Raw genomic sequence first — 21,272 nt, 5'->3', positions numbered from 1 at the left:
CCTTTCTGAGGCTCGGGACCGGGAGCCCGGTCGCGGTGCTGGTCTCTCCGGTCCGCACCGTCATGGGACGGTGATCGGCTGGATTGACCGGCGTGGTGGTCACAGGGCCTTGGGCCAGGGAATGTGCGCCGATCTGGACGCAGCGGATCGGGCCGTCACGCATTGGCGACCCCCACCTGCACGGCAACGATCTTTGAGCCCGGCCGCAACTGCGACAACAGTTTGACCATGCAATCACAATCCACGTTCTGGCAGGTCGATACGACCTGGAGACCTTGCACCAACATGGCATTGAAGGCGGCCATGTTGCGGGTTTCCGTCACCGTTCTGACATTCAGAATGCCGTCGATCACGGCAGCGTAGCCCGTGGCGGTGCTGGCGAGTCTCTGCGAAAGGGAGGCGGCAAGATCTGCCATCTACAACTCCTGAACCTTGAGGGTGGTGGCGCCGGTCGTCTTGGCAAAACCCCTGACAACCTGTTCCGCGCGTGCTTTGGCGACCGCTTCATTCGCGGCATGGACCGTCACCTTGACGACGATCACCTGCTTCACGGTGGCGAGGTACTTGGGCATGGTCAGCCCATCCCGAGGGCGGCCCGGTACATATCCAGAACCGCTTCTTCCTCAGCGATGTCGTCGGGCTTGCGTTTGCGCAAGGCGATGACCTTCTTCATCACCTTCGTGTCGTAGCCCCGGCCCTTGGCCTCGGCGAACAGTTCCTTCTCCTGTTCGGCAATGTCCTTCTTTTCGGCGGCCAGTTGTTCGGCACGTTCGATGAACTGGCGCAGTTCGTCGGCGGTCACCGCATAGGCATCGGTCGGATTGCTCATCACTGCGGCTCCTGCTTACGCCCAGCGGGGCGCGGATTGGGGTTCAAGGGAAACTTCCTGATCCTCACCGATCAGGGGCACGTCGATGGCGTTGGGCGTCTCGGACCGGAAGCGTCCAATCCACCCCTTGCCCCGCGCAATGCTGATCACTGTTTGCCGGGGAAAACCGAGTGCATCGGCCACGCTCTGGAAGGACTGCCCCCAGCCGCGCGACTGGCAGTGCGCCCAGATCAAGTAGGCCTTGGTCATCATCAGCGGCGACATTTTCAATGGACGGCGCCGTGTCTCATGCCCGCGCATTGGGGGCTCCTTTCTGTCGAATAAGCACCGTGCCGTTCAGGCACTTCTTGAACCGGCTCGTCCTGGAGCCCGGAACGATGCGCCTTGGCGGCCTGAACTGGCCGGTGTGTTTCAGGTTGACGCGCTTTGCCTTGGCGATGTGGGTCACATCGGCCCGTGTCTTGGCGGCGTGGCACGAGGCATGGGCCGGTCGGACATTCGACCATTCGTCTGCCCCGCCAAGCGCGAGGGGAACCACATGCTCGACCTCCATGCGGTCGGTATCGAGGTCGATGGGTTCACCGCAGATATGGCAGACGCCAGCATGGGCCTCATAGAGTCGCGCCCGCTGCGCCTTGGTCCAGTTCCGCCGTTTCATCGGAATGCTCTCTGCTACGCGAGGGTGTGGCCCGGCCCGAAGGCCGGGCGGCGGATCAAGCCGAGGCCTCGATGTCCTCGGCCTTGCGGATCAGTGCGCGGTAGCCTTCGGCAGAGGTGCGCCGCAGATTTTCAAGCGACGGCTCATGCAGACTGACCGCCTCCTGCAAGCCAACGGCATCAACATCGGCAAGGAACTGGCGCGCGATGGGCGTGGAGAGGAAGTCCGGCTCGTTGCTCCGTTCACCCTGGAACAGGCCACCTTGGGCCATCGAGTCCTGCGGCTGGGGGCCATCCAGCGCCGTCGCCAGCTTGGCGTGAAGGTTCGGAAATGCCCGACGCATCAGGTCGATCTGTTCAGAATAGGTCGAACGCACCACGTCCGGCCCGGCCTGTGCCAGTTCGGCCAGCATCAGATCCAGCAGGCCCTGCATCTGGGCCTCGGTCGGCCCTTCGGGTTCCTTCTGCCTTACGGCTTCGGCAGGCGCGGGCTTTTCGGATGCCGTGCGTTGCTGACGTGCAAATTCCTTCTGGATCTCGTGCCTGCTGCGCCGCGGGGGATCGGCCTCGACCGCCTCCTCGGCCTTTGCTTCAACGGGTGGTTCCTTGTTGGCCTCGACCACGGGCGCATCATTCGGTGACACGTCGCGCATGGTCTCGAGTTCATTCTCGACCTGCATGGGCACGCCAATCATCACCTCCGGGCAGTAGAGGCGGATCAGGAACGCGGCACTGCGATAGCGCAGCATCTGCTCCGGCATGGACTGGTACTTGGGATTTTTCGTCCAGCCCTCGGCCTTGGCCATCGCCATGTCGCAGGTGATCTGAACCCGCGTGCCGGTGGCCTTGAGGATGCCGAAGGCGGTGACGGACAAGCTTTCGCCTTTCCCGGTCACTTCCCAATCAATGGGATCGCGGAACACGCCGTGCTGGTTGGCCTTGCCGATCATGTAAGAGGTCGACCAGCCCGGCTTTCCACCCACGAAATAGATTTGCTGGGCGACCGTCAGCGGATCCTCGTTCAGCCGGTTCGCCATGTTCAGCACCAGCACTGCGTTGGCGGTGGCAGGATCCAGCCCGCCTTTGCGCAGGTGTTCGGGGAACAAGGGGGACAGGGCAAACATCCTGCCGATCCGCTGCATGTGCTCGAATTTCTGGACGTCCATGAGCAGCGACAGCGCAGGATTCTGCGGCGCCGCAATGAGGGCGGTGTTCATTCTTCGGATTCCTTGTTGAAGGCTTGAAGCCGCTCGAAGTCGAGCAGCAGGAGTTCGTTGCCATCGATCGGCACAAGACGGACGATGCAGTAGCGGATTGCGCGCCTGTCCGTGCTGATCCGCTCCACTTGCTCCATGCAGGACCGGAACGACGAGTCGCAGCCCTCACGCTCCAGCAGGATCGGCGCCTGACCGGCGTATTCGACAATCACGCCATAGACGCCTTCCTCGCGCCGCGCGTAGGTGTCGATGGTGATCGTGCGACCGAGGCTCATGCGGCCACCGCCGTTTCCCGAATGCTCACCCCGAACAGGGCAGCATTCGCCTCGGTGATTTCACCCGACCGCACATCGGCATTGGCCAGCGATTGCAGAACGTCCAGCACCTTCGGATGATCGGCGTAGCGCAAGAACAGCGCACGGGCGTTGGTGATTTCCGCGCTGCGCACCTTCCGGGTACTGACTGTGCGCCCGGCGCCGGTGGCACTGCCAACCGAGACCTTCACCTGTTTCGCGGCCCGCTTCTCGGCCTTGGCCGCTTCCTTGGCCAGCCGTTCGGCCTCGATTTCAGCGTCGATGTTGCCAGTAGCGGCTGCCTGCGCGGCTGCGTCCTCGGCGGCTTTGCGTGCGGCCTCGGCCTCTGCCGCCTTACGCGCCTTTTCGGCCTCGGCCTCGGCCTTCTTCTTGTCCAGCCAGCCTTGCATGACGACAAGCATCGCTTTGGCTGCCCGTTCAAGACGCTCCTCAAGCGGGCTGAACGCCGCCACAACTGCCTTACCCGCCTCGTCATGCGGTGCCTTGTCAGCCTTCTTTTGCGCCTCGACCTGCTTTTTGAGGCCGCGCAAACCGGCGATCAGGTCTGAAAGGTGCTGGGCATTCTCCTCGCTGGTGATTTCCCCTGCCGCGCGCACCTCGTTGCAGGTCGCCATGAACTTCTCAACGCGGGCTGCCAGATCGGCGTGCTTGTCAGGGTCGTATGGCGGGGGGTTATTGTGTCCGGGCGCGGCGGGCGCGCGGCCTTCTTCGATCACATCCATCGGATGGGCTCCTTTGTCAGGTCCAGGGGTTTTTGGGAATCGGCCATGCCCGGCACGATGCTTTGCCGGTACAGCAGTGCCTCGTAATCCGACCGCGTGATCGGAGTCAGATAGGTCCAGTGGCGGGCCGGATCGTCCAGCTTGCCATCCACATCGGCCACGAGGATTTCCGGCCCGAGCAGTTCGCCGGTATCCATCTCGATTTCGCGCCGCACGAAGATGCGCACCGGCACCCACGGGCCGCCCTTGACGAGACGGCGCTTGAACCATCCGCATTCAGGAAGGCCATCATGGATCGGAGGGGCCTCACCGGCGACGGCAGCGCGATGCCAAGCGTAAAGCTCCGCCGCAGGGCTGGGTTGCCGCATCACCATTCCGCAGCACCCGCAGCAATCTGCAATTCCACTGCACGGGTCGTCACGTCGACAGACACCCAGCCCATGCCGAAAATCAGGAGAGCAAGCGTGCCCCCCGCCAGCCCCGCCGCCAATGGGGCGACAATGCCAGTGCTGGTATCGAGATCCGCCGCAATCGCGCTGATCGTCTCCGGTTCATCCTGAACCTCGACAAAGGGCGCCTCGCGCTGCTCCTTGCGGATCTCGATCTGGACTGCCTTGACCACGGTATCGGCAAACTGCCCGGCCTTCACCGGGCCGAACCGCCGAACAATCCATGCGCCAAGGGCATAGGCCATGCCGTGCGGGCTTGCGCCAAGGCCATCCAGCGCGTGTTCCAGCATCACCGTGCCGGGCTGAACATGGTGGCGGTGCAACATTCCCTGTCCTCCACAATGGGGTCAGGCGATATGTCGCATATGGCGACATTAGACGTCAAGGAAAATGTCGCCATCTGCGACATTGATGCTCGAATCAGATAGCCCCGCCGAAGCGGGGCTGCTGCATTTCGATCACGCATGTGCTAGCTCAGACCCAGATCAGGAGGCCAAAATGGACCATGACGAAATCAGGTCGAAGGCGTTCGACAAGTCAGACGGTAGCGAAGGATGGCGCATCCGACGCGATGGCAACGTCGAGTTTCACGATCTTCTAAGATCAAGTGCTGCCGGTGCGGGGCATCACAGCCAGACTTCTACGGATAGATCGGCGGAGGTAGGCCCTCAATGATCTGAAGGTAGTGGTTGAGCCTACTGTTGTAGTCCCAAGATGCACCGCAATCTCCATCAAGCTCGAACGTCTCGTTTTCGACGCCAGCCAAGCAGGATCTCGTGTCATTCATGGTGCGAATAGCCCATCTCCTCGCCGTCTCCACGTTTCTCTGGCGAGGCCGCTTCTTCGTATCATCGTCGGCGGACTGGCGCACTTGCGGCACTTCAGGCACCGGTTTGGGCTTTGGATCAATCACATCAGCTATCCGATATGCTTCTTTTATGACAGCCTCGCACTTGGCGCTGTCCCCAATTTTCGCGCAGATTGCCCCGGCCAGATCGTGGCCAAGTGCCACAGAAGCCTCAAGTTCTCTGCCTGAAACTTCCGAAATGCAAAGTATCGACTTACGATCTTCCGCTCCAGCCAGTGATGCAATGGCCAGAAGAACATTGACTGGAACGTAGTAAGTCACTGCAATCCTGTTAATTTCACCACGCAGCGGCGGCAGCGCACTGTCATCCAAAACGTCGACAGCAAAGACGTTGCCCCCCGACCGTCGCCGCATTGACCGGCACAAGCCGTTGTCACCATACTTCTGAAGTAAACCCTGAAGCGATCCGTGAGATGGGGCAGTGAGTATATCTGAAATTGCACCTGCGAAGACCGGAGGTGGCGATACCAGTGCAAATGAGACCGCTGTAGCCGCAGCGCAAAAGTGCCGCCTCATTCATATCCTCTCTACAAGCTCTGCTGGCAGCGCAAACCGCACCCTTGCGGCCCATTTGATCGGCACATCCCATACCGACTCTGCGTCAGGATTAAGGCTGATCAGGTTCCACCGCCCCGGCTCGGAGCCGCGCTTGACCATCTTCACCCAAGCCATGCCGCTTGCATCCTCGACCACACAAGGACGGCCAACATCTTCCTCCGGGATACCTTCGTGCGTGTTGCGCGAGAAAAACAGGACGTGCCCAGGCTGATACATCGGCGCCATGGAGTCGCCCTCCACCTCGACTGCGACAACACTCTGCCCCGCCAACTGGGGTGGCCTAGCGACGTGATACAGCCCCCCGCCTTTCGCATACATATCGACCAAGGGAACACGCGCCCCTGCGCCAACCTGACCAGCAACAGCAACGGGGGTTGGCTCTGACGCGAAAAGGTCAGTCACTTCTACCCCGAGGGCTCTCGCCACCTGCTGCAAGCGGTTCGCATTGATCGTTTTCGCGCCAAGCTCAAGTTCGTTCAGGTATGACCGGCTGATCCCTGCTTTCTCGGCAAGTTCTTCCAGTGTGAGGCGCCGTTCCTGGCGCAGTTGTCGGATCAAGAAGCGCATGACCTGAGTTTCCACACAGGCCGCAGAATGTCGCGTCGATAATAGCGACAATCCGCCTTGCACGAAATGTCGCTATGTGCGACGTTTGCGCCATGATGACCCTCAACGAATATACCAAGCAACATCCCGAGCGGACCCAAGAGGATTGGGCGCGTGCCTTCGGCATGTCCCGCTCCTTCTTGAGCGAGATTCTGGCGGGCAAGAAGTTGCCCGGCAGGGAAACCATGCTGCGGATCGAGCGAGAATCTGACGGGCAGGTGCCCGTGCTCGTCTGGTTCAAACACCCAACTACCCCTCCCTCTGATTCTGCCTCTGACCAGCGCAACATGGAGGGGTTTGTATGAAAAATCTTGCGCAATCGCAGGGTGTTGACGGTGCGCGTGCATGGTTTGCCGCGCTTTTGTGGCGGGCATTTCCGGGCAGGTCCGAGCGCGAGGTTGCGGTCAAGGCCGCCCGAGTTCTCGGGGTGTCGTCTCGGCAAGTCCAGAACTGGCTGCGTGGCGAGAACGACGCCTCGCTTCGCCATGTCGTCGCGGTCCTCGTGATCGCTGGCGCCGAAGTTGTTCTCACAAGGATCGAGGGTCAGGGATGAGGGTGATCTGGTACCTGCTTGGACGCTGGAACGAGGCATTAGCCCGGCGCGCGGAGCGGCGAGGACGACAGCGCCGCGCCAAGGCCGCAGCCTACTTTCTGCGACTGGACGGCTGACGCATGGCCAACCAGACGCCCAGACAAGCTGCCGATCTGCGGGAGGTTCTAGCCCGCATTCAAGAGGCTGCGGACCTGACCGGGGTGAAGCCCGGCACTGTCACGAACCTCCTATTCAAGGATTACCGACTGCCGGAGCGGATCGAGCGGCAGATCGAAGCCACCGAGGCCCGCACCGCCTCGCTGGAGGAATACCTCGCGCGACTGCGCAACCAAAATCAATCATCGGAATAAGGGGGTCAGGTGATGCGTCACGCTGACAAGATTGTCCTGTGGAAGCGGCCAAAGAACTGGGAGGACTGGCAGAACAGCCTGCATGACGCTGCCCACAGTCTGCCGCCGGGCAAGATGCTGGTGTATTATGAGGGGCTGTATGGCTGTGCCCCGGACAAGCTGTGCGCCACCGCCGCAAAGGTTGCGGGGGTGATTGGCCTTGCCCTCGTTCAGTTCCCGAATGGCGGGGTTGATACCCCGATGCGGCGTTGGTGCTACGCGATCCAGAAGCGGACGGCGCGGGCATGACCGCACCCCGCGCTTACTACAACGACAATGACCCGCAGGCTTGCGCATGGCTGCGCGAGCTGATCGCGCGCGGGCACTTGCCTGACGGGGATGTAGATGAGCGGTCAATTCTCGATGTTCGATCTTCCGATCTGGCAGGATACAGCACCTGCCATTTCTTCGCGGGCATCGGCGGCTGGCCCTATGCCCTGCGCCTCGCCGGGTGGCCAGACTGCCGCCCGGTCTGGACAGGCAGTCCGCCTTGCCAGCCGTTCAGCGTTGCAGGCAAGAGCCTTGGACGAGACGATCCCCGACATCTCTCCCCCAAATTTGCAGGACTGGTCGGGGCCGCCCGCCCCCCAATGCTGTTTGGCGAACAGGTCGCAAGCGCGGATGTGTTCGGACCGGCTGCAAAGGGCAATCGACCGGCATTTGAAGGCACGCCTCCATGGGCGTGGCTCGACGATCTATCGGATCGTCTGGAAGCGGCACGATACGCCGTTGGGGCGTCAGATATTCCGTCTGCGGGCATCGGCGCCCCGCACATCCGGCAACGCACGTTCTTCGGAGCCGTCGATCTTGACTGGCTGGCCGACTTGCACGGCGACGGATGCGCTGAAAGGCGGTGCAGTTGGCCCGCGCAAGAACATGATGGCACTGCCCGAGACGGCACAATTGGCAGGCTGGGCGACAGCCAGCAGCCGGGACTGGAAGGACACGCCCGGTATGGCGATCGAGGCCACGAACCCGGACGGATCGGCCCGGCTGCGGCTGGACCAGCTACCCCGGCAAGCACAACTTGCCGGATGGCCGACAGCAGCGGCATCGGATGGTTCGGGGGGCGGCCAGGCAAAGCGGGCCATGAACCCGGAGCGCAGCAACGATCTGATGGATTTCGCAATGCTGGCGGCGAACAGCCCGGCCCGACTGACGGCTTCTGGTCAGATCCTGACTGGCTCCTGTGCCGGGATGGAAAGTGGCGGCCAGTTGAATCCGGCACATTCCCGTTGGCTCATGGGGTTTCCGCCCGTGTGGGACGACTGCGCGGCTACGGCAATGCGATCAACCCGCACGCGGCGGCAGAGTTCGTAAGGGCATTCATGGCATCGGTGAGGGAGATCCGGGCATGATCCAGATCGACCTGCCATGGCCCGACAAGCGCCTGACGCCGAATGCCAAGCGCCGCAAGCACTGGTCCAGATACCTGCGCCCGGCCCGCGAGGCAAAAGAAGCGGCCTGCATCCTGACGCTGGCAGCCATCGGGCGGCGCCGCTTCGCCCACCCCCCGCTGGTCGAGGTCCATTTCCATCCACCGGATGACCGCGCCCGTGATGATGACGGAATGATCGGTGCCTTCAAGCACGCCCGCGACGGTATCGCGGCGGCGATCAGGCACGACGATTCCACATGGCGTCCATCCTATCACATCCACCCACCCCACCGGCCAAACGGCAAGGTGGTCGTGGTGCTGATCGAAAGAGCAGGACCGTGAAGCATTCATTCGCCAAGGAGGCCGGCCTGCGCGCGGCATGGGAGGCGCCCACGCCAGAGGTCCAGGGGGTGATGATATGACCTCCTCCAAGCGTGCCCCATTCGATGCCCAGGCCGCCCGCGCCAAGCGTCCTATCCCGCTCTGGGCCGATGCCTTCCTGCGCGATACGCAGGAACTGCAAGCCGATGAAGTCGGGGCCTATCTGCTGATCCTGATGGCGATGTGGCGCCGCCGAAGCTGTGATCTGCCAGACGATGACCGCCGCCTGGCGCAGGTCGCCAAGGTGTCCACGCGGCTGTGGAACGCCCGGATCGGACCCGTCATCCGACCCTTCATGCTGGTCGAAGATGGCATGATCTTCTCGAAGCGCCTGAAATTTGAGGCGGCTTACGTTGAACGTGAGGTTAAGCGCCAGAGTGACAAAAAAAGATCTGCGGAACGTGACGAAGATAAACGCGAAAATTCCCGCAAGGCACTGAAAACAAACAAACTGGCATCATCCACGGATATATCCACGGATAACACCGCAGACGCATCCGCAGATGATCCACGGAACCATCCGCGGCACTATCCTTCCCAACAACCCAACAACCCAACATATGGTGGTAGAGAGTATTCTTCTGACGAAGAATCCTCTCCACCACCAATGGCGGCGGTGGATCAGGATTTCCTGTCAGAGATTGCGACAGCCTGCGGATACCAGTCCGAGGCAATACCGGGGGCATGGCTCGGCACGAAGGCCGCCGACCTCGTCTCGGGATGGCTCATCGCCGGGCTGACCGAGGACGCCATCATCGACCGGGCACGGAAAAGCCGGGAGGTCCACCCGGAACCACCGGCAACGCCGCAGGCTCTCTCCGGCTTCATGGCCGCGCCGCAGAAGGCCCAGCGGCGGAACGATGCACCTCCACCGTCAAAGGCCGAGGTGCTGCAACTCAAGGCAAGGATGATCAACAGCGGCGGGTACTGCCCGCCCAGCGTCGTCACCCCGGTTCAGGCCCGTGACCTGCTGGCCATGGGGCTCGTCGAGCCGGAAACGCTCAAGGTTCGGGGGATCGCATTTTGAGGCAGCCCCTTCGCGCCATCCCGACCCGAGACCGCAAGCGCATCATCCTCGCCAAGGCCGATTGGCGGGCGACAATCCAGGCCAGCGACCTGCCGAACTGGATCGCCCTCTACCGCCGCCTGCGGGATCGCATGGCCAGGACCGATCCCAAGGGCAGGATCATCGAACCCGGCCCGTGGCATGGCTTCTACGCCGCCGATACCGCCGCCCTCGAAGCCGCTCAAGCCAAGCTGAGCGAGGTAGCACCATGACCATCTACCCCATCACCCTGCGGCCCGGCGATGCCGTGCAGGCGCAGGAAATCCGGCCCGCAGGCGGCTTCCAGATCATTCTGGCCGACCCGCCGTGGAACTTCGCAGGCAACAGCAAGAGCAAGCCGGGCCGCAATGCGCGCCGCCACTACGACACCATGCCGCTGGCCGACATCGAGGCGCTGCCCATCCGGGCGATGTCCGCCGCCAACGCCCTATTGCTGCTCTGGGTCACGGTGCCATTTGCCGAACATGGCTTCCGTGTCCTGCGCTCGTGGGGCTTCCGGTACAAGTCGCAGCTGGTCTGGACCAAGGCGCGGAACGGCACAGGATATTGGGCAAGGAACAGGCACGAAATCGTCCTGATCGGGCGGCGCGGCAGGTTCCCCTGCGAAATGCCAGCCTTGTTTCCCACCAGCGTCATTCCCGGCGCACAGGGACGACACAGCGCCAAGCCTGACTGGATCCATGAAGTTATCGACGCCCGGTTCCCCGAGGCGTCCAAGGTCGAGATTTTCGCCCGCGCACCGCGACCGGGCTGGACCGCAATCGGCAACCAACTCACCCACGCCAAGGAGGATTGAACATGCAGCCTGTCATGGTGCGCGACTATACCCCCATCCGCCGAGACCTCGGTCAGACCTCCGCCCCAATTCGTCTCCCCGCCGAACCATGGTCAACAGAGGCCCGGCCCTTCGCCAAGCAGGCAGTCAAGGCGACCGCAGACATGCCACGCGCCGAGGCCGTACTGAACCATTTCAAATCCAGTCCGGCAGGAACCAGGCTGACCGCAGCGCGCACAGCCAAGGCCATTGGCGAACCGAGCATGATGGTCAGCAAGACGATGGACGCAATGTGGCGGCAAGGAACACTGTCGCGCACCCGTCAGTATCTGCGCGGCCATTGGGTCGTCGAATATGCGTTGCCAGAATGAGCCGGATGCGTATCGCCGCCAAGGTTCGCAAGAACCCCGATTACCTCGCAGCCTCGTCCTATCTTGACCAGATCGGCCTGCGCTTCGAGGTCGTCAACCATCCGGGCAAGGGCCATCCATTCCTGCGCATCACCTTGCCACACGGCGATACGATGGCCTTCACCATTGCCTGCACACCGCGGGGCCGCATCAATCAGGATGCGGTCGTCGCCCGACTGAAACGCGCAATCAGGCTGGCCATGGGCGCGTAGAAGGCACATTTCACCTTGCCTGTCGGGCCATTCAGTTCCCCCAGCTAAGCGCAAGCCTCAGCCCCATTGCCCGAGTCCGCCAAAATGATGCACAATGTGCACCACATGGCGGATGGAGCACAGGACGTGGCGCGCAAGGTCGGAGCACTCAACGAGCGGAACATCGTAGATCACGCCGCCTTCGCGGCGGAATACCAGGTGAACGTCGAACGGTTTTGGTCCAAGGTAGACCGCCCATCCCCGCAATCATGCTGGGAGTGGTCTGGCGCCCTGAACAAGGGCTACGGACAATTCCATGTCGGGAGGTCTAGTTCGTCAGTGATGCTGGCGCACAGGATTGCCTACGGGCTCGCCAACGGCAAATTGCCGGAAGCTGTCTGCCACTCTTGCGACAACCCGAGATGCTGCAACCCCGCGCATCTTTTCGGCGGAACACGGGCCGACAACAACCTCGACATGACCAGAAAAGGCCGACACGCCAAGGTCAAGAATGCCATTCGCGGGGAAAAGCACCCGCAGGCAAAGCTGACCGATACCGAAGTCGCAGCCATCCGAGAGAAATACGCCCGTGGTGGCGCAACACAGCGGCAATTGGCGGCAAGACATGGCGTCTGCCAGCGAACAATCGCGAAAGCGGTCTTGGGCATCAGCTTCAAGAACGTCGCCCGGCAATGGGTGATGAATTGAAAAAAGACGAGGAAATCAGCGCGCCCAAAAAGCGCGGCGGAAAGCGCCCCGGCGCTGGCCGAAAGCCTGCTGCTCACAATGTCCTCAAGAAGGCCATCCGCGAGCAGGCTCAAGAGCATGGCGAAGCCGCCCTGCAAGCACTTGTCACGATTGCCAAAAGCCGCACCGCGCCGCCGGCCGCGCGTGTGTCAGCCGCAACGGCTATTCTCGACAGAGCCTATGGCAAGCCGCTGTCCTCGGTCGAACACACCGGCAAGGGCGGGAAACCCATCGAGCATGACCACAAGGTCAAGGTGCGCGTGATCCTTGTCCCGCCCAAGGTCGAGGCGCCAATCGAAACCCGGCCACTCAGGCGCGAGGATGATGCTCAATGAGCATGTTGCGCCCTGGTGAGTGGGACGCTGATCCAGACACCTATGAGGTGATCTGGAAGCCCACGCCCAAGCAGGCCGTATTTCTGGAATGCGACGACTTCGAGGTGCTCTATGGCGGGGCGGCCGGCGGGGGAAAGTCTGATGCCCTGCTGATTGATGCGCTGTGCCTGCAACATGACGGCATCGACAATCCCAACCACCGCGCCGTCCTGTTCCGCCGCAGCTTCCCCGAGTTGCGCGACCTGATCGGGCGCAGCTTGGAGGTCTACAAGGATCTGGACCCAGGCGCCTCCTACAACTCCACCGAAAAGGTCTGGACCTTTTCCAGCGGTGCCAAGGTCGAATTCGGCTATCTGCAAAACGACAGCGACCGCCTGAAATACCGGGGCCGGGCCTGGAACTACATCGGCTTTGACGAACTCACCCTTTGGCCGACGCCGACCTGCTATCTCTACCTGTTCTCACGCTGCCGCAGCACCGACAAGACGCTGCCCCGCTACATCCGGGCCACCACCAACCCGGATGGTCCCGGCCAGAAGTGGGTGATGGAACGCTGGGGCATTCAGGAAGATGGGAAGGCAACCTGCATTCCCGTCGACATCGTGGATGAAGAACTCGGCACCATCACGACGATGTTCCGCCAGTTCATCCCGGCGCGCTTGTCCGAGAATACCCATCTGGGCGGCACAGGCTACCGCGAAGCCCTGTTGCAGCTTCCGCCCGAGGAACGCGATGCCCTGCTGATGGGCCTCTGGCGGCAGGGTCGCATCCGGGGAGCCTACTATGCCAACGAGATGCAGAAGCTGCGGGCCGAGGGCCGAATCCGGCATGTGCCCTATTCCACCGGCCTGCCGGTCCATACCTTCTGGGACTTGGGCTGGAATGACACCACCGCAATCTGGTTCATGCAGCAGGTTGCGGGTGAGACACGCTTCATCAAGGCATACGAGAACAGCGGGGAGAGCCTGGAGCATTACGCCAAGTTCCTGCTGGCCACCGGCTACAATCTTTCCGGCACGCATTATCTGCCGCATGACGCCGCCAACAAGAGCCTGCAAACCGGCAAGAGTGCGGTCCAGCTCCTGCAAGAGCTGCTGCCCGGCCTGCGCTTCGAGATTGTGCCCCGCGTGCAGGAAGTGCTGACCGGCATCAACCAGACCCGGCTGGCCCTCGGCCACAACGTGTATTTCGACGCTGACGAGTGCGGCGACGGCATCGTGGCGATGGATAACTACCGCAAGAAGTACAACGCCCGGCTCGATGCGTTCACCGACGAACCCGAGCACGACCGCTATTCGAACTATGCCGACGCCCTCCGTCAGTGGGGCCAGTCCGTCGATTTCCTCCACCCCAAGAACAACTCCGCGAGCAAGAGGCCGCGCCGAACGTCAGGATTGACTGCGTGACCGAAATGCTCATTCCCCGCGCCATGATCGAGGCACCAGCCCTTGATCTGCGTCGGCGGCACTTCGACGGCGAACGCAATGGCATCGTCGTCGTCGGATCGTGGATCCGTACCGATGCAAGCCCCTTGCCAGAGCCCTGCATGGTGCTGCTGCACCCACTGCGCCCTATCGCCCGCGGCAGAACGGTCCCGGTCGTGATCCCGCTGAGTGAGGCATGGCGATGGGCCGCACATGGCGATGTCGGCGACCCAGAGCATTGCGGGGCACGCACATTCCAATGGCTCGCAGATGGCCTGCTTCCCGGCAATGCTCACAGCCCGCGCGACCGCCTGCGCGTCCTGGACACGATCAACCACTATCTGCCCGATCTTCTGTCCATGCCGCCGGCACCGGCGCTGGATCGCCGCAGAAGCGGCCCGTCCTTCGGTGAGATCAAGATCACCAACACCGTCACCGGCGAAACCCGCCAGTCGGAGATCTCCCGCGATGTTTGATCCACAGGATACCAACCCGCGAAACATGGTGGAGTATGACCCGCGCAGGCCAGCGCAGGCGGGCGACGGCTATTTCGAGCGAATGCAGGCTCAGCACAGCGCCGACAAGGCATCCTCCAAGATTGAATGGATGGACGGCCCCCAAGGGCAGGCAATGCATGTCCGTGTGCTGGGCCACTACACCCGCGAACTGGAACGCCAGAACGAAAATCGTCTGCAAATGGCGATGGACGAGGCAATGTACGACCACCAGCAATGGACGGACGAAGAACTGGCCGCCCTGGCTGCACGAGGTCAGGCCCCCATCGTGTTCAACATGATCCAGACCTCGGTGAACTGGGTGCTGGGCAGCCAGCGCCGCGCGCCGATGGATTACAAGGTGCTGCCACGCCACAGGGACGGGCTGAAGCAGGCGGAAATCAAGTCACAGTTGCTCGCCCACCTGCGCGACGTGAACCGCAGCGAATTCGCCTATGCCCAGGCATTCACCGATGCGGTCAAAGCCGGTGTCGGCTGGGTCGAGACGGGCCAAGGCGATCCAGAGGACGGCACTATCGTGTTCGACCGCTGGGAATCGTGGCGATCAATGCTGTGGGACAGCACCAGCACACGCATGGACATCGCAGATGCCCGCTATGTCATGCGGGCCAAGTGGCTCGATCTGGACCTGGCGACCGCTCTGTGGCCCGAACGGAAGGGCGTGCTGCTGTCGGCGGCAGATGATGTGACACCCGGCCTGCTGACACTGGACGATCTGGGTGATGAGGCCATGGATGCGCAGGAACTGGCACACTTCGATACCAGCGGCCCGGTCAACCGACATTACGACACCGAACGCCGCCGCGTGCGCTGCATCGAAGTCTGGTTCAAGCGCGTCCAGCCCAATGCCAAGATCATCCGGGGCGGGCAGTTCAATGGCGAGCTTCTGGATGAATGGAGCCCCGGTCACTGGCAGGAACTGGCCACTGGCCGCGCAACCCTCGTCACCCGACCGCGCGAGGTTGTTCATTGCGCATTGCTGACCGATGCGGGCTTTCTCGATATTCGGGAGTCGCCCTATCGGCACAACCGCTACCCATTCACCCCGATCTGGGGCTACCGCCGAGCCTCGGACGGAATGCCCTATGGCCTCATCCGTGGCCTGCGCGACATTCAGCGTGACCTGAACAAGCGCGCCTCCAAGGCGCTGCATCACCTGTCCACAACCCGCGTCACTGTCGAGGAAGGTGCCGTGGATGACATCGAGGAACTGCGCGACGAGGCAGGCAGGCCCGATGCGGTGATCGTTCACAAGCCGAACCGAACGCCGCCCAAGATCGAGACTGACACCAACCTCGCAGCGGCACATATCGACCTGATGAGCCGGGACGCCCAGATGATCCAGCAGGTGTCTGGCGTTACCGATGAAAACCTCGGGCGCAAGACCAATGCTGCCTCCGGCAAGGCGATCATTGCCCGTCAGGAGCAGGGCCAGCTTGCCACCTTCATCTTCTTCGAGAACCTGCGCCAGGCCCGCATGATCCATGGCGAAAAACTGCTGGTGAACGTCGAGCAGTTCTACACCGAGGCCGACGAATTCCGCATCACGGACAGTCGGGGAAACCCTCAGTACATCAGCATCAACAATGGCGATCCGAACACCGCCATCGCCAACTCGAAGGCGGATTTCGTCATCACCGAAGATGACTGGCGTGCGACCGCCCGGCAGGCTCAGGCCGAAGAATTGCTTGGGCTCATGGAACGGTTGGCCGCCACTGCGCCCCAGATCGTCCTGCAAACCCTCGATCTGGTCGTAGAGGCTCTGGACGTGCCCAAGCGCGACGAACTGGTCAAGCGCATCCGTCAGATCACCGGCGCCGAGGATCCCGATGCGGACCCGAATAACCCGACGCCGGAAAAGCAGGCCGCAGATGCCGCAAAAGCCGAAGCGGACGCAATGCAGAAGCGCGCGGCCGAGGCCGAACTGGCCGAGAAGGAAGCCAAGGCCGCAAAGACCCGCGCCGAAGCCGAAAAGGCCGCTGCCTCCCTGCCTGCCGACCAGATTGCCAAGCTGAAAGCCGCCTTCGAAGCCGCCGTAGCCATCGCGGGCGCCCCGGCCGTCGCCAGAGCCGCTGACCAGATCCTCGCCAATGCCGAAGCCAGCGGCGCCCCGCCAGCGGCAGCGCCAGCCGCCGCCACGATCCCACCCGGTGCCGTCCAGCCCACCGAGCAACCTACCGCACAACCCGCCGCACAAGGAGCGATCCAGTGACCGACACCACCACCGAAACCCCGAACCCGAATAAGGCCCTCAACGCGGCGGGGCTGCCCGACGCCTTCTCCATGGATGGCCTGAAGGCATTCCTCGATGAAGGCGAGATTGCCGCGCTGACCGAAGGCGAGGACTCCGTTCTGGCCGCCCTCGAAACGCAGGAAGAACCCGCCAAGGACGAGACGCCTCAGACCATCGAAGCGAAGCAGCCCGAGCCGGAGCCGGAACCGGCACCTGCAGCCACGGCTGTGCCGCTGCCTGACGTGTCCGCAGCACAGCAGGCCCTGGCCGAAGCCGATACCAAGCTGGCAGAGCTGGTCCAGAAATACGATGATGGCGACCTCACCCGCGCTGAATGGGATGCACAGCAAGCCGAATTGGTGCAGTCCAAGGCCCGCGCCATGGCCCAGATCGAACTGGCACAGACCGTGCTGAACCAGCAGCAGCAAGCCCGCGCCCAGGCATGGTATGCCAAGCTGGACGCCTACCATACCCAGCACCCCGATCTGGCATCAGAGGCTCATATCGACGGCTGGGACGCCGCATTGCGGTCTGTCACCGGCAGCGCCGCCTATGCAAGCCTGCCCATGGAGAAGCAGATCGAACTGGCCCACCGGCTCTATGCTGATCATGTGGAGGTGACGACAGGACAGTCGATTACCCGCCCGAATGCCACCAAGCAGGCCAAGCCTGACGACGCCGGCCCACGCACCGATCCGCGGCCAGAACCGCCCCGCACCTTGACCGGCCTTTCCGGCGCTGAACCGGGTGCAGATGCCGATGATGGAACCTTCGCAGCCATCGACCGCATGATGGGCGTGGATCCTGAACGGGCGGAAGCCATGCTGGCTCGCCTCCCGCCCGAACGCCAAGCCGCATACCTGAACTGATAGGGAGGTGCACGCCGTGCTTGTTCGCAATATCTTGATGGGGACCGGCGCCAAGATCAGGGTGGGAGACGTCACTCTCGACCTGATCAAGGCCGGTGACAGACGTATCCGTGTCGCAGTTTCGGCGCCCCCAGACGTCAAGATCACAATGTCGGATGGCGGAGATAATCCGCCAGTTGATACACACACCCAACATGTGGTAGGGGACTCCTAAGCCAAGCATAGGACGTGCCTGGGTCAAACCTCTCTTGACCAAAGGAGCGTCCGATATGCTGACGACTGTTGGCGTAAACTCCCCCCAGGCGGTGAAGCGGTGGGCCACGTCGCTGGCCCTCGAAGCCGACAAGCAAACCTACTACCAACGCTTCATCGGCTCCGGTGAAAACAACATCATCGAGCGCCGCACCGACCTCGAAGACGATGCCGGTGACGCCATCAAGTTCGACCTGTCGGTGAACCTCCGGGGGGGCGTCACCACAGGCGACAATGTGGTCGAAGGCACCGAGGAACCCCTGACTTTCTACCAGGACGAAGTGAAAATCGACCAGGTACGCAAAGGCGCCTCGGGTGGCGGTCGCATGACGCGCAAGCGCACCTTGCACGACTTGCGCCGCATCGCCCGCGACCGCACCGCGACCTACATGGCCGAATGGGTGGACGAGGGATTCCACGTCTATCTGTCCGGCGCCCCCACCGCGGCCAACCAGGACAGCAAGTTCTCGGGCGAGTTCGCAGGCAACCCGATCCAGGCACCCGATTCCGACCACCAGCTTTACGGCGGGACCGCTGTTTCCAAGGCCACCCTGACCGCCGCCGACAAGATGAACGTCGCCCTGATCGAACGGGTGACGGTCAAGCCGCGCATGATGAATGCCACCAACCCGGACGTGATGAAGATGACGCCGGTGAGCATCGAAGGCGCGAAGCGGTTCATCCTCCTGATGAGCCCCTTCCAAGCCTACGACATGCGCGTGGAAACCGGCGATCTGTCGTGGTCCAAGATCCAGCAGGCGCTGGCCACCAGCGAGGGCCGCAATAGCCCCATCGTGAAGGGCGGCCTCGGCATGATCAACGACACCGTACTGCATCAGCATGAAGGCGTGCGTCGTTTCAGCGATTACGGCGTCGGCGGCAACGTCAGCGCGGCCCGGTCGCTCTTGATGGGTCGGCAAGCCGGTGTCGTCGCCTATGGCTCGGGTGGGCGCGGTACCCGCTTCACATGGGTCGAGAAGATGTTCGACGCCGACAACCAGGTGGCCATCTACTGCGGGGCGATCCTCGGGATGAAAAAGACCCGGTTCAACGGCAAGGACTTTGGCGTCATCGCCGTCGATACCTCCTGCCGCGACCCCAACGCCGCCTGATCTGATCCGGCAGGGGCCGCCCGACCGGCCCCGCCATCCAGCAACCGGACAGCACAAGGATCGCCACCATGGCCACGAAACAGTCCACCTATTTCAAGGGCAATGCCCGCACTCCCATTCCCGTGCCGAACAAGGCAGGCGTGGTCTGCGAAGTCATCATCACCCACACCTTCACCGAGGCCGTTGCCGATACCGATGTGCTGGAACTGGCGCCGCTTGCTGCCGGAAACCGCATTCTGGCGGTGGATGTTGCAACCGAGAACCTCGGGGCCATCACTCTCGACGTGGGCTTCATGTCCGGCACGCCGGGCGATGTGGAAAGCGCGCGGAGCTGCGGCGCGGAGTTGTTCAACGACCAGGCAGCGGGGACACCGGCGGCAAAGCCCCTGATCGGCATCGTCGGGCTCGCGGTTGCCGGCGAACATCGCAGCATTGGTGTGGTGCCATCGGCAGCCATCACCCCCGCAGCCAACAAGAAGCTGCACCTGCGCCTGCGCTACGCATCGGCGTGATGAGCCTCCGCCGCGCCTCGCTGCGGCAGGCGCGGCCCATCTGAAACGGGAGAACTGCCATGTTCATTGAATCCAAGATCAAGCGAGTCGACGGAAGCCGCGTCACCATGGCGGATGGTGCGACCTATCATTTCGCCCCCGATCCCGAAGGACGGCATGTCGCGTTCGTGACGGTGCCCGAGCATATCGAGCGTTTCCTGTCGATCACCGAAGGATATCGCATCGCCCCCGGCACTGTGCAGGCCGCTCCGGCAATCGGCGCGAAACCTGCGCAAGCCACGCCTGCTGCGATCACAGAGCCCAGTGAGCCGACCGAACCAACAGAGCCGACCCAGCCCACGGATCAGCCTCTGAACCGCGAGGCGCTGGAAGCCCTCTACCTCAAGGCGACCGGCAAAAAGCCCCACCCCGCCGCCAAGGACGAAACCCTGCTCACGGCAATCAAGGCGGCCCGCCAGGGCTGATCCTCCCTCCCACCGGCACCGCTCAGAAGGAGTGACCCCAGATGCCGTTCCAAGCCAAAGATGTGATGCACAGCGCATCTGTCACGCTGCAAGACTTTGGCAACGTCCATTGGACGGCGCCTGAACTGCACACCTATCTCAACGACGCGATGCGCGAGATCGTGGCCCTGAAACCCAATGCCAAATCCGGCACCGTCACGCTGGAACTGGTAGAAGGCACACTCCAAAGCCTTCCGGCGGAATACACTGTCCTGTCGCGCGTGACGCGCAACCTCGTGCTCGGCCACGATGACGTTGGCGGGCCGACAGGCGGAAAAGCCATTCGGACCCTTGCGCGCCGCGAAATCATCGACGCCCAGATTCCCGGCTGGCAAGCCGCCGCCACGCTGCCCTTCGCCGTCGCGGTAGAGAACGTGATCCACGACATGGCGGATCCACGCTCGTTCTATGTGGTGCCCGGAAACGATGGCACCGGCAAGATCGAGGCCATGGTCGGAATGGTTCCGCCCAGCGTCACGCCGCCCGCAGCACCGGCGAACCTCGCAATCGAGAACTACACCGAGACGGTCGATTTCCCCGACATCTATCGCAACGCAATCGTGGACTTCATCCTGTACCGGGCCTTCTCGAAGGACAGCGGTGTGCCGAACGCGGCGAACCGGGCCGGTGCCCATTTCACGCAGTTCCGCGAGGCCATCGCGGCCATCAACAATGGCGAAATGGGCATGGCGCTGGCCAACTACGGGCGAGCCTCCACCTGATCCAAGGAGATAGCCGGTGGCTCTGCCTGTCATCAGAACGGCGGTTTTCCTGCCGATCATCCTGCCGCAGGCCCCCGGCTGCCCCCGCTTCTTCGCAGAGCAGGCCGCACGGCTCGCGGCCATCGAGTTCTGCGAGCGCACCCGGTGCTGGCGCCACATCATCGAGGTGAGCTTGACCGCCAATGGTCAGGCCATCGTCGCCCCGGACTATTCAGCCATCCATGAAATCGAGGAAGCGACCCATGACGGGGCTCCGCTGACCCCCACTCAATGGACGGATACGGACCCAGACGAGTTGACCGGGGCCGTCCAGATTGGCCGCCCGAGGTACCTTACTCAGATCGACCAGAACACGGTGTCCATCTATCCGTTCCAGGCTGGCCTGCTGCGTGTCTCGCTGTTCCTGAAACCCCGTAGCGGCCAGCTATTCGGAACAGACCCCAACGACCCGCTGCACGATGCCTACAATGTCGTGCCGGAGTTTCTGTCAATTCAGAAGGCCGAGGCCATCACCGATGGCGCCCTCGCCCGCATCCTCGCAACACCAGAGGAACGCTGGACCGATCCAAAGCGCGCCATGTTCCACCTCGAACGCTTCGAACGCGCCTGCAACTCTGCCTTCTCGACCCACATGCGCACGCAAACCCGCGCGAAGATCCGCACCACCGCCAGATGGTTCTGAGAC

34 protein-coding genes and 1 pseudogene are annotated in these 21,272 nt (G+C 62.6%); 23 read left to right on the top strand and 12 right to left on the bottom strand.

Features of this window, described 5'->3' with window-relative positions; all coding sequences use genetic code 11:
• Positions 1-155: 155 nt before the first annotated feature.
• From BW970_RS16775 to BW970_RS16730, 12 genes are all read right to left on the bottom strand, one after another.
• Positions 156-416 carry a hypothetical protein gene (locus BW970_RS16775; RefSeq protein ID WP_076533616.1) on the bottom strand — a complete coding sequence of 87 codons (261 nt, stop codon included), beginning with the start codon at positions 414-416 and terminating at the stop codon, positions 156-158.
• Entirely contained in the window at positions 417-572 is a 156-nt protein-coding gene (locus BW970_RS20790; protein WP_159441458.1) for a hypothetical protein, read from the bottom strand. It abuts the gene before it with no gap.
• Between the two features lie 2 nt (positions 573-574).
• Positions 575-829 (bottom strand): DUF2312 domain-containing protein, encoded by a 255-nt coding sequence (locus tag BW970_RS16770; RefSeq protein ID WP_076533614.1) that lies wholly within the window; start codon positions 827-829, stop codon positions 575-577.
• A 15-nt stretch (positions 830-844) separates the two neighbouring features.
• On the bottom strand, positions 845-1,129 hold the full coding sequence (locus BW970_RS16765; RefSeq protein WP_076533612.1) for a hypothetical protein: 285 nt from the start codon (positions 1,127-1,129) through the stop codon (positions 845-847).
• On the bottom strand, positions 1,116-1,487 hold the full coding sequence (locus BW970_RS16760) for an HNH endonuclease (protein WP_076533610.1): 372 nt from the start codon (positions 1,485-1,487) through the stop codon (positions 1,116-1,118). Before BW970_RS16760 ends, BW970_RS16765 begins: the two co-directional genes overlap by 14 nt.
• Before the next feature lie 55 nt (positions 1,488-1,542).
• Positions 1,543-2,703: a recombinase family protein gene (locus BW970_RS16755; protein ID WP_076533608.1), complete on the bottom strand. Its 1,161-nt coding sequence runs from the start codon at positions 2,701-2,703 to the stop codon at positions 1,543-1,545.
• Positions 2,700-2,978, bottom strand: a complete 279-nt coding sequence (locus tag BW970_RS16750; RefSeq protein WP_076533606.1) for a hypothetical protein — start codon at positions 2,976-2,978, stop codon at positions 2,700-2,702. Before BW970_RS16750 ends, BW970_RS16755 begins: the two co-directional genes overlap by 4 nt.
• On the bottom strand, positions 2,975-3,739 hold the full coding sequence (locus tag BW970_RS16745; protein ID WP_076533604.1) for a hypothetical protein: 765 nt from the start codon (positions 3,737-3,739) through the stop codon (positions 2,975-2,977). Before BW970_RS16745 ends, BW970_RS16750 begins: the two co-directional genes overlap by 4 nt.
• On the bottom strand, positions 3,730-4,107 hold the full coding sequence (locus tag BW970_RS16740; protein WP_076533602.1) for a hypothetical protein: 378 nt from the start codon (positions 4,105-4,107) through the stop codon (positions 3,730-3,732). Before BW970_RS16740 ends, BW970_RS16745 begins: the two co-directional genes overlap by 10 nt.
• Positions 4,107-4,514 carry a hypothetical protein gene (locus BW970_RS16735; RefSeq protein ID WP_076533599.1) on the bottom strand — a complete coding sequence of 136 codons (408 nt, stop codon included), beginning with the start codon at positions 4,512-4,514 and terminating at the stop codon, positions 4,107-4,109. Before BW970_RS16735 ends, BW970_RS16740 begins: the two co-directional genes overlap by 1 nt.
• A gap of 314 nt (positions 4,515-4,828) precedes the next feature.
• A complete protein-coding gene (locus tag BW970_RS20610; RefSeq protein ID WP_144038994.1) occupies positions 4,829-5,410 on the bottom strand; it encodes a hypothetical protein in 582 nt (193 codons plus the stop codon).
• Between the two features lie 162 nt (positions 5,411-5,572).
• A complete protein-coding gene (locus BW970_RS16730; protein WP_076533597.1) occupies positions 5,573-6,181 on the bottom strand; it encodes an XRE family transcriptional regulator in 609 nt (202 codons plus the stop codon).
• Between the two features lie 92 nt (positions 6,182-6,273).
• Between BW970_RS16730 and BW970_RS16725 the strand changes: the two genes are divergently transcribed.
• From BW970_RS16725 to BW970_RS16615, 23 genes and pseudogenes are all read left to right on the top strand, one after another.
• Positions 6,274-6,525, top strand: a complete 252-nt coding sequence (locus BW970_RS16725; RefSeq protein WP_144038993.1) for a helix-turn-helix domain-containing protein — start codon at positions 6,274-6,276, stop codon at positions 6,523-6,525.
• Positions 6,522-6,773 (top strand): hypothetical protein, encoded by a 252-nt coding sequence (locus tag BW970_RS16720; protein ID WP_076533592.1) that lies wholly within the window; start codon positions 6,522-6,524, stop codon positions 6,771-6,773. Before BW970_RS16725 ends, BW970_RS16720 begins: the two co-directional genes overlap by 4 nt.
• A gap of 119 nt (positions 6,774-6,892) precedes the next feature.
• Positions 6,893-7,123 carry a hypothetical protein gene (locus tag BW970_RS16715; RefSeq protein WP_076533589.1) on the top strand — a complete coding sequence of 77 codons (231 nt, stop codon included), beginning with the start codon at positions 6,893-6,895 and terminating at the stop codon, positions 7,121-7,123.
• 12 nt (positions 7,124-7,135) lie between these two features.
• Positions 7,136-7,411: a hypothetical protein gene (locus BW970_RS16710; protein WP_076533587.1), complete on the top strand. Its 276-nt coding sequence runs from the start codon at positions 7,136-7,138 to the stop codon at positions 7,409-7,411.
• A pseudogene (locus BW970_RS21350) lies at positions 7,408-7,944 on the top strand (DNA cytosine methyltransferase); the annotation flags it as partial. The gene BW970_RS16710 and the pseudogene BW970_RS21350, both read left to right, overlap by 4 nt.
• 25 nt (positions 7,945-7,969) lie before the next feature.
• Positions 7,970-8,482, top strand: coding sequence for a hypothetical protein (locus tag BW970_RS21135; protein WP_234978504.1), 513 nt, complete (start codon positions 7,970-7,972; stop codon positions 8,480-8,482).
• 34 nt (positions 8,483-8,516) lie between these two features.
• Positions 8,517-8,882, top strand: coding sequence for a hypothetical protein (locus BW970_RS16700; RefSeq protein WP_076533582.1), 366 nt, complete (start codon positions 8,517-8,519; stop codon positions 8,880-8,882).
• A gap of 76 nt (positions 8,883-8,958) precedes the next feature.
• The gene (locus tag BW970_RS16695) at positions 8,959-9,948 is read left to right on the top strand and encodes a DUF1376 domain-containing protein (RefSeq protein ID WP_076533579.1); all 990 of its coding nucleotides are present in this window, start codon (positions 8,959-8,961) and stop codon (positions 9,946-9,948) included.
• Entirely contained in the window at positions 9,945-10,199 is a 255-nt protein-coding gene (locus tag BW970_RS20785; protein ID WP_076533577.1) for a hypothetical protein, read from the top strand. The genes BW970_RS16695 and BW970_RS20785 overlap by 4 nt, the downstream gene beginning before the upstream one ends.
• Positions 10,196-10,783 carry an MT-A70 family methyltransferase gene (locus tag BW970_RS16685; protein ID WP_076533575.1) on the top strand — a complete coding sequence of 196 codons (588 nt, stop codon included), beginning with the start codon at positions 10,196-10,198 and terminating at the stop codon, positions 10,781-10,783. Before BW970_RS20785 ends, BW970_RS16685 begins: the two co-directional genes overlap by 4 nt.
• A gap of 14 nt (positions 10,784-10,797) precedes the next feature.
• Positions 10,798-11,133 (top strand): hypothetical protein, encoded by a 336-nt coding sequence (locus BW970_RS16680; protein WP_144038992.1) that lies wholly within the window; start codon positions 10,798-10,800, stop codon positions 11,131-11,133.
• Between the two features lie 5 nt (positions 11,134-11,138).
• Positions 11,139-11,384, top strand: coding sequence for a hypothetical protein (locus BW970_RS16675; protein ID WP_076533569.1), 246 nt, complete (start codon positions 11,139-11,141; stop codon positions 11,382-11,384).
• Between the two features lie 126 nt (positions 11,385-11,510).
• Complete coding sequence (locus BW970_RS16670; RefSeq protein WP_159441457.1) at positions 11,511-12,071, top strand: HNH endonuclease; 561 nt, start codon at positions 11,511-11,513, stop codon at positions 12,069-12,071.
• On the top strand, positions 12,068-12,445 hold the full coding sequence (locus tag BW970_RS16665; RefSeq protein ID WP_159441456.1) for a hypothetical protein: 378 nt from the start codon (positions 12,068-12,070) through the stop codon (positions 12,443-12,445). Before BW970_RS16670 ends, BW970_RS16665 begins: the two co-directional genes overlap by 4 nt.
• Positions 12,442-13,851: a terminase large subunit domain-containing protein gene (locus tag BW970_RS16660; protein ID WP_076533567.1), complete on the top strand. Its 1,410-nt coding sequence runs from the start codon at positions 12,442-12,444 to the stop codon at positions 13,849-13,851. The genes BW970_RS16665 and BW970_RS16660 overlap by 4 nt, the downstream gene beginning before the upstream one ends.
• Positions 13,848-14,345 (top strand): hypothetical protein, encoded by a 498-nt coding sequence (locus tag BW970_RS16655; protein WP_076533564.1) that lies wholly within the window; start codon positions 13,848-13,850, stop codon positions 14,343-14,345. The genes BW970_RS16660 and BW970_RS16655 overlap by 4 nt, the downstream gene beginning before the upstream one ends.
• Complete coding sequence (locus BW970_RS16650; RefSeq protein WP_144038991.1) at positions 14,338-16,596, top strand: portal protein; 2,259 nt, start codon at positions 14,338-14,340, stop codon at positions 16,594-16,596. Before BW970_RS16655 ends, BW970_RS16650 begins: the two co-directional genes overlap by 8 nt.
• Positions 16,593-17,486 carry a hypothetical protein gene (locus tag BW970_RS16645; RefSeq protein WP_076533559.1) on the top strand — a complete coding sequence of 298 codons (894 nt, stop codon included), beginning with the start codon at positions 16,593-16,595 and terminating at the stop codon, positions 17,484-17,486. Before BW970_RS16650 ends, BW970_RS16645 begins: the two co-directional genes overlap by 4 nt.
• A 269-nt stretch (positions 17,487-17,755) precedes the next feature.
• Positions 17,756-18,850 carry a N4-gp56 family major capsid protein gene (locus tag BW970_RS16635; protein WP_076533554.1) on the top strand — a complete coding sequence of 365 codons (1,095 nt, stop codon included), beginning with the start codon at positions 17,756-17,758 and terminating at the stop codon, positions 18,848-18,850.
• 68 nt (positions 18,851-18,918) lie between these two features.
• Positions 18,919-19,362 carry a hypothetical protein gene (locus BW970_RS16630; protein WP_076533551.1) on the top strand — a complete coding sequence of 148 codons (444 nt, stop codon included), beginning with the start codon at positions 18,919-18,921 and terminating at the stop codon, positions 19,360-19,362.
• Positions 19,363-19,421: 59 nt separating this feature from the next.
• Positions 19,422-19,826 (top strand): hypothetical protein, encoded by a 405-nt coding sequence (locus BW970_RS16625; protein WP_076533548.1) that lies wholly within the window; start codon positions 19,422-19,424, stop codon positions 19,824-19,826.
• Positions 19,827-19,867: 41 nt separating this feature from the next.
• On the top strand, positions 19,868-20,587 hold the full coding sequence (locus BW970_RS16620; RefSeq protein WP_076533545.1) for a phage adaptor protein: 720 nt from the start codon (positions 19,868-19,870) through the stop codon (positions 20,585-20,587).
• A 16-nt stretch (positions 20,588-20,603) separates the two neighbouring features.
• Positions 20,604-21,269: a phage adaptor protein gene (locus tag BW970_RS16615; RefSeq protein ID WP_076533542.1), complete on the top strand. Its 666-nt coding sequence runs from the start codon at positions 20,604-20,606 to the stop codon at positions 21,267-21,269.
• The last annotated feature ends 3 nt before the right edge of the window (positions 21,270-21,272 follow it).

Source organism: Gemmobacter megaterium (assembly GCF_900156815.1).
In the GTDB taxonomy this organism is placed as follows: Bacteria; Pseudomonadota; Alphaproteobacteria; order Rhodobacterales; family Rhodobacteraceae; genus Wagnerdoeblera; species Wagnerdoeblera megaterium.
The sequence above is the reverse complement of the archived record's forward strand: the minus strand, read 5'-3'. Positions and strand labels throughout refer to the sequence as shown.

What these genes read in the sequence shown, in the direction of transcription:
- BW970_RS16775 (WP_076533616.1), bottom strand. Translation starts at nt 416, where the DNA reads ATGGCAGATCTTGCCGCCTCCCTTTCGCAGAGACTCGCCAGCACCGCC.
- BW970_RS20790 (WP_159441458.1), bottom strand. Translation starts at nt 572, where the DNA reads ATGCCCAAGTACCTCGCCACCGTGAAGCAGGTGATCGTCGTCAAGGTG.
- BW970_RS16770 (WP_076533614.1), bottom strand. Translation starts at nt 829, where the DNA reads ATGAGCAATCCGACCGATGCCTATGCGGTGACCGCCGACGAACTGCGC.
- BW970_RS16765 (WP_076533612.1), bottom strand. Translation starts at nt 1,129, where the DNA reads ATGCGCGGGCATGAGACACGGCGCCGTCCATTGAAAATGTCGCCGCTG.
- BW970_RS16760 (WP_076533610.1), bottom strand. Translation starts at nt 1,487, where the DNA reads ATGAAACGGCGGAACTGGACCAAGGCGCAGCGGGCGCGACTCTATGAG.
- BW970_RS16755 (WP_076533608.1), bottom strand. Translation starts at nt 2,703, where the DNA reads ATGAACACCGCCCTCATTGCGGCGCCGCAGAATCCTGCGCTGTCGCTG.
- BW970_RS16750 (WP_076533606.1), bottom strand. Translation starts at nt 2,978, where the DNA reads ATGAGCCTCGGTCGCACGATCACCATCGACACCTACGCGCGGCGCGAG.
- BW970_RS16745 (WP_076533604.1), bottom strand. Translation starts at nt 3,739, where the DNA reads ATGGATGTGATCGAAGAAGGCCGCGCGCCCGCCGCGCCCGGACACAAT.
- BW970_RS16740 (WP_076533602.1), bottom strand. Translation starts at nt 4,107, where the DNA reads ATGCGGCAACCCAGCCCTGCGGCGGAGCTTTACGCTTGGCATCGCGCT.
- BW970_RS16735 (WP_076533599.1), bottom strand. Translation starts at nt 4,514, where the DNA reads ATGTTGCACCGCCACCATGTTCAGCCCGGCACGGTGATGCTGGAACAC.
- BW970_RS20610 (WP_144038994.1), bottom strand. Translation starts at nt 5,410, where the DNA reads ATGCGGCGACGGTCGGGGGGCAACGTCTTTGCTGTCGACGTTTTGGAT.
- BW970_RS16730 (WP_076533597.1), bottom strand. Translation starts at nt 6,181, where the DNA reads ATGCGCTTCTTGATCCGACAACTGCGCCAGGAACGGCGCCTCACACTG.
- BW970_RS16725 (WP_144038993.1), top strand. Translation starts at nt 6,274, where the DNA reads ATGATGACCCTCAACGAATATACCAAGCAACATCCCGAGCGGACCCAA.
- BW970_RS16720 (WP_076533592.1), top strand. Translation starts at nt 6,522, where the DNA reads ATGAAAAATCTTGCGCAATCGCAGGGTGTTGACGGTGCGCGTGCATGG.
- BW970_RS16715 (WP_076533589.1), top strand. Translation starts at nt 6,893, where the DNA reads ATGGCCAACCAGACGCCCAGACAAGCTGCCGATCTGCGGGAGGTTCTA.
- BW970_RS16710 (WP_076533587.1), top strand. Translation starts at nt 7,136, where the DNA reads ATGCGTCACGCTGACAAGATTGTCCTGTGGAAGCGGCCAAAGAACTGG.
- BW970_RS16700 (WP_076533582.1), top strand. Translation starts at nt 8,517, where the DNA reads ATGATCCAGATCGACCTGCCATGGCCCGACAAGCGCCTGACGCCGAAT.
- BW970_RS16695 (WP_076533579.1), top strand. Translation starts at nt 8,959, where the DNA reads ATGACCTCCTCCAAGCGTGCCCCATTCGATGCCCAGGCCGCCCGCGCC.
- BW970_RS16685 (WP_076533575.1), top strand. Translation starts at nt 10,196, where the DNA reads ATGACCATCTACCCCATCACCCTGCGGCCCGGCGATGCCGTGCAGGCG.
- BW970_RS16680 (WP_144038992.1), top strand. Translation starts at nt 10,798, where the DNA reads ATGGTGCGCGACTATACCCCCATCCGCCGAGACCTCGGTCAGACCTCC.
- BW970_RS16675 (WP_076533569.1), top strand. Translation starts at nt 11,139, where the DNA reads ATGCGTATCGCCGCCAAGGTTCGCAAGAACCCCGATTACCTCGCAGCC.
- BW970_RS16660 (WP_076533567.1), top strand. Translation starts at nt 12,442, where the DNA reads ATGAGCATGTTGCGCCCTGGTGAGTGGGACGCTGATCCAGACACCTAT.
- BW970_RS16650 (WP_144038991.1), top strand. Translation starts at nt 14,338, where the DNA reads ATGTTTGATCCACAGGATACCAACCCGCGAAACATGGTGGAGTATGAC.
- BW970_RS16635 (WP_076533554.1), top strand. Translation starts at nt 17,756, where the DNA reads ATGCTGACGACTGTTGGCGTAAACTCCCCCCAGGCGGTGAAGCGGTGG.
- BW970_RS16630 (WP_076533551.1), top strand. Translation starts at nt 18,919, where the DNA reads ATGGCCACGAAACAGTCCACCTATTTCAAGGGCAATGCCCGCACTCCC.
- BW970_RS16625 (WP_076533548.1), top strand. Translation starts at nt 19,422, where the DNA reads ATGTTCATTGAATCCAAGATCAAGCGAGTCGACGGAAGCCGCGTCACC.
- BW970_RS16620 (WP_076533545.1), top strand. Translation starts at nt 19,868, where the DNA reads ATGCCGTTCCAAGCCAAAGATGTGATGCACAGCGCATCTGTCACGCTG.